The following is a 9179-nucleotide window of genomic DNA, read 5'->3' as shown; positions in this document are numbered from 1 at the left end:
TGATTTTTTTTTAATGACACAGTGACCACCGAGCACTTCAAAGTGCCCGTTTCCGTGGCGGGCGACGGAGGTAATAAAGAAACGGCCCGGGCCCCCCCCCAGCCCCGCCTCGACAGGCGCGCAACTGATTCCACAACAGGCTCAGCTTGATCGGCTTGACCAGCCAGTGGTTCATGCCCGCCGCCTTGCAGCGGGCTTCTTCGTCTTTCAGGGCGTTGGCCGTCACGCCGATGATGGGCACCGCGGCATCCAGCGCACGCAAGGCGCCCGCCAATTCATAGCCGTTCATGCGCGGCATGTTCACGTCCGTCAACACCACGTCGAACGGTGCGATGTGCCATTGCGCCAGGGCCTCGGCGCCATCCGGCGCCACCGTCACCTGGCAGCCCAGCTGCTCAAGCTGGTCGCGCATGGTGACCTGGTTGATCGGGTTGTCTTCGGCCACCAGCACCCGCAGGTTCAGCGGCGCATAGCGTACCGCGACCGTTTCGCGAACCACGTCGGCGTCGCCAGCCGCACAACGCGCCACCGCAAAACCGATGCTGAACAGGTCGTGCCGGTCGGCCGGGTAAGGCGTCGCGGCCAGGGGTTCGCCGCCCCCTGCCGACACCACCAGCCCGGGCCACGGCACGGGGGGCATCACATCGCCAGCAATATGCACGTCGACCAGCACCCCGTCCTGCGCGCCGTCGCGAGGCGGCTGCGCCGGCGCCAGGCAGGCCGAAGCGCCCCAATGCGCCAGCCACAGGCAGATGTTCTCGCTCAGTTCCTTGCGCGAGCTGCGCACATACACACGCACGCCGGCCAGATCGGGCGCGGGCGCCGGCCGCGCCTCGGCCACATCGAGATCGATGGCCAGCGAAAAGCTGCTGCCCAGGCCGGGCTCGCTGGTGACCTGGATGCTGCTGCCCATCAGCTCGGCCAGGCTGGCGCAGATGGACAAGCCGATGCCGGCCCCGCGCACCAGATGCGAGCCGCTGTCGATCTGGTAGAACGGCTCGAACAGGCGGACCTGGTTTTCGGCGCTGATGCCCACGCCGCTATCGACCACCTGCATATGCAGCCGCACCCGGCCGCCCGGCAGGTCTTCGGCCCGCAACCGCGTCACGACATGGCCGGAATCGGTGAACTTGATCGCGTTGTTGACCAGGTTGTTCAGGATCTGCCTGACCCGCCCGCCATCGCCCATGACGCAGGCCGGCACCGCCGTATCGACGCAGCTGTAGATCACCAGGCCCTTCTGCTCGGCCATGCCGGCATACGAGGCCACGCAGGCCTGCACCAGTTCGCGCGGATCGAAGCGGTCCATTTCCAGCGCCAGCTGTCCCGATTCGATCTTGGTGATATCCAGGATGTCGCTGATCAACTGCTGCAGGATCACCGACGAATCCTGGATGCGGTCCACGTGGCGGCGCTGCGCCTCGTCCAGCTGCGTCAGGGACAGCACTTCCAGCGTGCCCAGCACGCCATACAGCGGCGTGCGGATCTCGTGGCTCATCGTGGCCAGGAAGGTCGACTTGGCCTCGTTGGCGCGGTCGGCCTGCTGCTTGGCCTGCGCCAGGGTGTGTTCCATCTCGGCGCGGGCGCTGATGTCGGCAAACGCGCACAGCACCACGTCCTGCTTCTTGTAGCGGGTGGGCGCGAAGGCCACGAATAGCGGCCGGTCATCATGAGTGCGGAAGGTTTCGATCGTGCCCGGCGCCGTCGCCCCCAGCACCTGGCGCAGCAGCTTGTTGGCATCCGGCGAATCGTGCAGCTGTTCGCCCACCCCGATGCCCAGCCACTGCGCCGCCAGGGCATTGCCGAACACCACCCGCCCCTCGGGCCGCGACAGCACGCATAGCGCGACCGGCGCCGTGTCCAGCACGGTGCGGCTGAATTCCTCGCTTTCGACCATGTCCAGGTGCGCCAGCTCGGCGGGCTGGATCACGCGCCGGTTGTACCAGAACAGATAACCGGCGCCCGCGGCCAGGCCGATGCCGAACATCAGCAGCACCGCCACCGGCAGCCACATGTTGGCGCGAAAGAAGCCGCCATAGCCCACGCGGTAGAAGGCGGTCCAGGTCGCGGTGCGGTCCGCGATGCGCAGGATCAGGCCTTGCGAGGTGAAATGAAATCCGGCCTTCGCCACTTGCGGCGGCGGCCCCTCGCCGATCAGCACCGTGCCGTCCTGGCGCTGCAGCCAGAACTGGTCGTACAGCGGCACGTTCAACACCCGCTCGGCGACACTGACGCGGCTGCGGTTGAGCAACGACACCGCATAGACGTTGCGCCGCTGGGTCACCGTGCCGTCCCGGGTATTCAACGGCAGCATCACCGGCAGCATGGCGATCATGGAGTGGGGCAGGTCCGGATCGCGCAGCCAGGTGACTTTGGCGCCGTCGCCAAGGGTGCGATCATCCGGATCGGTGCCGCCGGACGCCGTGTGTACCGCATCCACCACCGACAGGAAGGCCGCCCGGGTCAACGGCTCATAGCCGGAAACGGCCGAGATCGCCGGCACGCTCAGGCTCAGTTGCTGGCCCGGAGAAATGATGAACAGCGGCGACGCCGGAAACACCGACGCCGCCCAGCGGGTGGAATAGAAATCCGACATGTAGCCGCCGATGCCGAAGAACACCCCATCCACCACCGGACACGAATCCGGGCTTTGGCACAGCAGCGAAAACGGCATGGCCGCAATCGCGTGCTGGCCATCGAAGAATGCCCACGACGCCCGTTCGAAACCCGGCGTCTCGCTCACCGGGGTCGCCGATACCAGTCGATGGCCGTCCGGGTTCTGGCCCTGCGCACGCAGGCCCTGCAAAATGGTTTCATGGGCGCGGACATAGCCCGTCAGGATCGAGAAATCGATACGCAGCTTTTCCTCTTCCTGCTGCAGGATGCGCTGGCCGCCCCAATACAGGACCCCGCCCAGCACCAGCAACAACGGCAGTACGCCAAACAGCGCGATATTGAGCCGGCGCGAGGCGCGGATGACCTTGATGAGCGGCGTGTCCAGTTTCATTTGCAACCCGCCTGGTCGGGAATCGCCAACAATGGCGCGGGCGCCGCCTCGTTGCCGGGTTCGTTGGCCAGCAGGCCATTGAACGTGGGCAGGTCGACCGCCGCCGAAATCAGGAAACCCTGCACGCAGTCGCAGCCGATGCGGCGCAGGAATTGCAGGTCTTCGAGCGTTTCCACGCCCTCCGCCGTGACTTGCAGCCCGAGTTGCCGGCCCAGCAGCACGGACGAGACCAGCGCGGCCGCGCGAACCTCGTCGCCTGCGGCGCCATGGACAAAGGCGCGGTCTATCTTCAGTTCGGTGAACGGAGTCGAGATCAGGCTGTACATCGAACTATATCCCTTGCCGAAGTCGTCTTGCGACAGGCCGAACCCCTTCAACCGCAAGCGACTGGCCCCCATGTAGTAGTTGCCGGGCGTCACGGTCATGTCGTCCTCGAGGAGTTCGAATGTTACGTCTTCGGCCGGGATGCCGCCATGGGTAACCTGTTCGTACAGTTCGTCCGGCAGTTGCGGCCGGTCCAGCAGGCTGACCGGCAGATTCACCGACACCGGGATGCGGTGTCCCAGGCGCCGCCAGGCACGGCTGGCCGCCAGGCTGTCTTCGAGCATGCGCATCAGCAGCTCCAGGTCCAGCCCATAGTCGCGCACGGTGCGCAGGAACGATCCCGGCATCATCAACCCCAGCCCGCGATGCCGCCAGCGCACCAGCGCCTCGGCCCCGACGATGGCGCCGGTCGCCAGGGACTTCTTGGGCTGGAACCACGCCTGGATGCTGCCGTCGCGCAGGGCGGCCACCACGCTTTGGCGGTCCAGCAGGCTGCGGGCATCGTCCTCATCGCCCTGCGGCGTCGGCAGGCCTTCGACCGGCCGGTGCCGCAGGCGGTCCGCCAGGCCCGCGATCTGTTCGCGCGTCACCGGCTTGACGAAGGCCCCCAGCATCGCAAAGCCGCTTTCCTTGGCCATCAGGCCGATGCTGTTGGCGATCCGGCGCGAACACGCGGTGGCGATCGCCAGGATCGGCCGCAGGTTCAGGCGCGCCAGCGCGTGGATGAACTGGGCCCCGTCCATCCCGGGCATGCTGACATCCATCACCACCAGGTGATAGCCCTCGTCGCGGATTCGCGCCAACGCGTCCGGCGCGCTCTCCAGCGTATCCACGCGGCCAAAGCCGGCCTCTTCCAGCAGGTCTTTCAACTGCAGGCACTGCAAGGCGTGATCGTCCAGCACCAGCACTTTGTAATCGGACAGCCTGTTCACTTCAGTTCCTTTGCGATGCCATGCAAGGTTTGCGCCAGTGCCATGAACGGCAGCGGCTTGGACAACACCTGGCTCATGCCCGCCGCCAGTGCACGCTGGGCGACCTCGGCCGCCGAACTCGACGTCAGGCCGATGAGCGGGCCGGCATAGCCGCCGTCCCGCAACGACCGCGCCAGTTCGAATCCGTTGACGATGGGCATGTTCAGGTCCGTCAGCACCAGGTCGAAGCGCTCGGCGTCCCAACGCCGCAGCGCTTGCCCGCCGTCGGACGCCAGCGTCACCGTGCAGCCCAGATGTTCCAGCTGTTCCTGCAGGATCAGCTGGTTGATGGCGTTGTCTTCCACGACCAGCACCCGCAAGCCCAGGCGCCGCGGCCGGGCGCCGTCCGGATCCTGCTCGCCGCCTTCCTCGCCATCCTGCGCCATCCGCACCGCGCGGCAGATGCTGGCCGGATTGCAGGCGCTGGCCAGGCTCTGGCGGCCGGCAGAGGCCATGAACGCCTCTTGCCCCGCCCCCGGCGCCAGCACGCGCACCCGCGGCTGGCGCCAGCGCGGCGCCGTCGCGGCCGGCGGCCAGGCCTGCACCAGCACGGCGCCCGCCAGGTCGGCCGCGTCCGACTGCCTGCGGTAAGGCAAGGCGATCGCGCCGCACGCATTCAACCAACTGCACACATTGGCCACCACCTCGGGCACCGCGCCATCCACATAGACCGCGTGCGGCTGCAACACGACCGGCGCCGCCGCCGACGCCTCGTCCGTCGCGGTCGGCAAGGTCAGGCAGAATGAAATGCTGGTCCCCAGCCCTTCCTCGCTGATCACCGACAAGGTCCCGCCCATCAGATCCGACAGGCGCCGGCATATGGTCAGGCCCAGGCCGGTGCCGGCGACATCCCCATCCTGCCCCGTCGGCCCACGGAAATAGGGTTCGAACAGGCGTGTGCGATGGCTCTCGCAGATGCCCGGCCCGGTGTCCGCCACCTGAAAGCGCAGCCGCACGCGCCCCGGTCCGTCGGGTTCGGCGCGGGCCCGCAGCACCACCCTGCCCGACTCGGTGAACTTGATCGCGTTGCTGACCAGATTGTTCAGGATCTGCAGCACGCGGATGGCATCGCCCTGCGTCGTCGGCGGCATGCCGACCTCGGTAATGGCATACAGGTCCAGGCCCTTGGCCTGCGCCCGGGCCAGGTAATTGGCCACCACCTGTTCCACCACGTCCGCCGGCGAGAAGGGGCCGATTTCCAGCTCTTCCCGCCCCGCCTCGATACGCGAAAGGTCCAGCGTGCCGTTGATGGTGCGCAGCAACGTCGACGACGACTGCTGGATGGTCCGCAGGTACTGCTCCTGCTGGCCGGACAGGCCGGTCAGCGCCAGCAGTTCCAGCGTGCCCAGGATGCCGTACAGCGGCGTGCGGATTTCGTGGCTGATGGTGGCAAAGAACATGGCCTTGGATTCGCTGGCCTGGTCGGTCGCAAGCTTGGCGCTGCGCAGCGCGCGTTCCACCCCTTTCTGCGCCGTGATGTCGCTGATCCCGCACAACACCACGTCTTCGGATTGGTACGTCGTCGCGGCAAACGTCAGGTAGGCGCTGCGGCCATCGGCCAGCGCATATTCCTTGCCGCCCGTCTGCGCGCCCGCCTGGCGCAGCGTTTCACGCCATTGGTCCTGCTCGCCCAGCCACTGCCGCGCGGCCGCATTGGACAACAGCAAGGCCCCGTCCGAGCGCCGCAGCAGGCACAGGCCCACGGGCGCCACTTCGACGATCTTCTGGTTCAGCGCCACACTGTCGACCAGGGCTTCGTACTGCCGCAACGCAGGCCTGACCAGCCGGTTCCGGATATGGCGCACTGCCAGCAGCACGATGGCGATCAGCAGCGCCGCCACCCCGCCCGCCGTCCAGAACGAACGCGCGCCATCTTCCAGCAGATCGCTGATCGGCACGAAATACGCCAGCCGCCAACCTGCCTCGCCCACCGACTTCACCAGCACCAGCGTCTGCGGCCACCAGCCGTCGCCCTGCAACCGGAATGCATCGTGCGACAGGTGTGCGGCCGTCTCGTCGACGCGCGCCGGCAGATTGCCGCTGTGCAGCGCCATCACGCCGTTGCCGTCATACAAGGCGTAGCTCGCGCCGCCGCTTGCGCACTGCGCCTGGCCGACCACCGCGCCCAGTCCGCCCATCTCCAGCCCGATCCAGGTCTGCTCGGCGCCGTCGATATCCACGGGGGTGTACAGGAACAATCGATTGGCCGGATCCATCGGCGGACGCAGCCACACCAGCGGCGTGCGGCCATCGCGACCCGCGCCGGTATCGCGCTGGCGCAGCGCGTGCGCCAGCCAGCGGGAGATATCGTCAGGCAAGGGGGACGTGGCCGCCGCCGTGCCGCCGGCAGCCGCCGCAAGCGCGCCGTCCGCGGCCCGGGCTGCCAGTCGGCGGACCGCCGTATCGGTCGGCGAGGCGTACACGATCTGCGCCTGCAACCGCGCGACGTCCGCGCGATCGCGCGGGGTCAGGATCAGCGCCCACTCATAGCCCCCGTCCGTCTCGACTAGCGGGTCGACGCTGATCTGCCCGGTCTCGCCAAACGTGCGCGGCGTGCGCGACACGGGCATGCGATCGGTATTGCGCACCGCCGATGCCGCCACCGACCGCAGCAACGCCTCGCGCTGGTCGAAATACAGCTGTGCGTTGTAGGCGCCGGCATTCATCCGGCGGCGGTATTTCGAGACTTCCCCCGTGAACGACCAATAGGCGTACAGCGCCGTTCCCACCAGAATGCAGGCCGTCAGGGCGACGGCGAACAGGTGAAGAAGAAGCATGGGCAAACCCGGGGCCGCCGCCGTCAATGCTTCCCGCATGCGGGGCTTTACGATCATGAAATGATCATAAATTTCGACGTCGGCGGCAGGGTTGAGAATATTCTCAAAGGCGGTGCGTCCTGCCAGGCTTGCCACCGAAAGGACTGCGTGAACCCGCAAGGTTTCATCGTCCTACTTGTGGCAACCTGCGTCACCGATCAGTTGAACAGCGGCTTCGCCCGCCTGCGAGGCCAACCGGTCTCCCTGACGATGGACAGCCTGGGCGTGCCCAGCAGCGAGCGCACCATTGCAGGCCGTCACGTCTATACCTGGACGAACACCGAAGTCGACGAGCAGCAACGCATCCGCAACATCTCGTACGATGGCACGATCGACGCCCGTGCCAAGTATGCGCAGGCGTTGAACCATTGACGCCTTGACCGACTGATCCGATCCCAGCCCGCGAATGCCGTCGCCAACGCGCCGGGCCCGGGCACTCAAGGAGCCCCCTCTTGCCTGCCGACGCAGACTCCTCCCGCAATCCCGCCAACGCGGTGCCCACCCACAAACACGACCTGCTCGGCGCAGAGATCATCGTGGCGTCGGGCTATCCCGCCGTGCACGCGCAATTGCCTGCCCTGCTCGTCTGGATGCAGGACATCAACTGGCCCGTCGCCCGCGTGCTGGCGCCCTTTCTGGCCAGCATCGGCGCGCCGCTGGCCGACCACGTGCGCACGATCCTCGCGTCCGATGACCCCATCTGGACCTACAACGTTCTGGCCTATCTGGTCAGCGCATCCGCCCCCCTCGCCCTGGCGGTGGAACCGCAGTTGACGCGCCTGGCGGCGCAGCCCAGCCAGGCCGAGCGCGACGAAGGCGTCGACGAACTCGCCGGCCAGATCCTGGCCACGCTGCACGCAAGCCGCTAAAGGCACCGCGACAAAACCGCCCCCCATCCTCCCGCAAATGTAAAAGAAGTAAACACTTTGAAGCGACGCGGCGCAGGCCTGGGCTGCCACGCGCGACGTGCCGCACGCTCGCCGCAATCCCATCGCCCTATGAAGCGCCCCCGCTTTTCCCGAACCTTGCCCGATGGGAACCCCGGCAACGCCGATCTGCCGGGCAAAACGGGGTACGAACAGGCTGTTGAATCCACGCCACACCCCCCTCTCGCCAGCGTCACAGGCTGCTGGCATGATGCGGCGCGTAGGGAACCTGTCTGGCATCTGAACAAGGAAAACAAACGTGCGATTCAGCTTTTTCAAAGCCCTGGCGGCCTGCCTGTTCGGCGCCGTATTGAGCGGCTGCACCACCTGGGACGTGGCGATGATGCGCCACAAGGGCAAACCGGTGAACGACATCGTGGCCGAGTGGGGCGTGCCCGACCGCGTCTACGCCAGCGACGACCTGCCGGTCGGCCAGTTGGTCTACCAGTGGCAGACCTCCGGCGAAGTCTCGTGGGACGAAGCGGTGGGTACCTTCTACGTGCCCCCGCCCGGCGGCGTCAGCTACGGTTTCGGCAACAACACCGGCACCATCTATCAACGACGCACGGGCGTGGCCAGCTGCTACACCATGCTGCACGTCAATGAGCAAGGCATCGTCGTCGGCGGTGACCTCGTCAACCACGGCACGACCTGCAAGATGTGGTGATGGCAATGCGCCGCGCGCCGCTGATGCGCCCCGCCGGCCGGCCCACCTCGGACAACCCGCGAGAACACACCCGATGACGACCATGAAAGCCACCTCCGCTGCCCTGCTCGCCCTGGCCTTGCTGGCCAGCCCCGCCTTCGCCGCCGAAAAGAAACCCACCGCCGGCGACATCTCGCGCGCCATCGCCTATGCCGACGTGATGCGTGCCTTTGCCTACAGCGAACAAGCCGAGAAGTACAAGGCACGCTACGACAAGATCGGCCCCAGCCAGGACGGCCTGGAAGCCATGACCAACGCCGCCAACCTGATGACCCTGGCCAACCAGGCCATGCGCGCCGCCTGCGCCCGCGAACCGCACTATGTCGAGAAAGGCATCGAGGCGTTTCGTTGCAGCAAGATCAAGTAGTCGCCTGGCGGCAGTGCCAAACGAAAAAGCCCGCAGAACGAAAGTTCTGCGGGCTTTTATTC

7 protein-coding genes are annotated in these 9179 nt (G+C 66.8%); 4 read left to right on the top strand and 3 right to left on the bottom strand.

Annotation, left to right across the window (positions count from 1 at the left end; translation table 11 throughout):
• Positions 1 to 37: 37 nt before the first annotated feature.
• The 3 genes from AC6LJ2_RS29450 to AC6LJ2_RS29440 are packed head-to-tail and all read right to left on the bottom strand — an operon-like array spanning position 38 to position 7079.
• Positions 38 to 3007, bottom strand: a complete 2970-nt coding sequence (locus AC6LJ2_RS29450; RefSeq protein ID WP_498152722.1) for a response regulator — start codon at positions 3005 to 3007, stop codon at positions 38 to 40.
• Positions 3004 to 4263, bottom strand: coding sequence for an EAL domain-containing response regulator (locus AC6LJ2_RS29445; protein ID WP_498152721.1), 1260 nt, complete (start codon positions 4261 to 4263; stop codon positions 3004 to 3006). Before AC6LJ2_RS29445 ends, AC6LJ2_RS29450 begins: the two co-directional genes overlap by 4 nt.
• Positions 4260 to 7079 carry an ATP-binding protein gene (locus AC6LJ2_RS29440; protein ID WP_498152720.1) on the bottom strand — a complete coding sequence of 940 codons (2820 nt, stop codon included), beginning with the start codon at positions 7077 to 7079 and terminating at the stop codon, positions 4260 to 4262. The genes AC6LJ2_RS29445 and AC6LJ2_RS29440 overlap by 4 nt, the downstream gene beginning before the upstream one ends.
• On the opposite strand from AC6LJ2_RS29440, the gene AC6LJ2_RS29435 reads away from it, so the two are divergent.
• The 4 genes from AC6LJ2_RS29435 to AC6LJ2_RS29420 all read left to right on the top strand — a co-directional run bounded on the left by AC6LJ2_RS29435 (position 7065) and on the right by AC6LJ2_RS29420 (position 9117).
• Positions 7065 to 7490, top strand: a complete 426-nt coding sequence (locus tag AC6LJ2_RS29435; RefSeq protein WP_498152719.1) for a hypothetical protein — start codon at positions 7065 to 7067, stop codon at positions 7488 to 7490. The two genes, AC6LJ2_RS29440 and AC6LJ2_RS29435, sit on opposite strands and share 15 nt — an antisense overlap.
• A gap of 80 nt (positions 7491 to 7570) precedes the next feature.
• Positions 7571 to 7987 (top strand): DUF5071 domain-containing protein, encoded by a 417-nt coding sequence (locus AC6LJ2_RS29430; protein ID WP_498152718.1) that lies wholly within the window; start codon positions 7571 to 7573, stop codon positions 7985 to 7987.
• 316 nt (positions 7988 to 8303) lie between these two features.
• Positions 8304 to 8711: a periplasmic binding family protein gene (locus tag AC6LJ2_RS29425; protein WP_263912072.1), complete on the top strand. Its 408-nt coding sequence runs from the start codon at positions 8304 to 8306 to the stop codon at positions 8709 to 8711.
• A gap of 82 nt (positions 8712 to 8793) precedes the next feature.
• A complete protein-coding gene (locus AC6LJ2_RS29420) occupies positions 8794 to 9117 on the top strand; it encodes a hypothetical protein (RefSeq protein ID WP_263912074.1) in 324 nt (107 codons plus the stop codon).
• The last annotated feature ends 62 nt before the right edge of the window (positions 9118 to 9179 follow it).

The sequence above is a fragment of the Achromobacter sp. 1014246743 genome, assembly GCF_059760725.1.
This window is presented reverse-complemented; position numbering and strand designations above follow the sequence as displayed.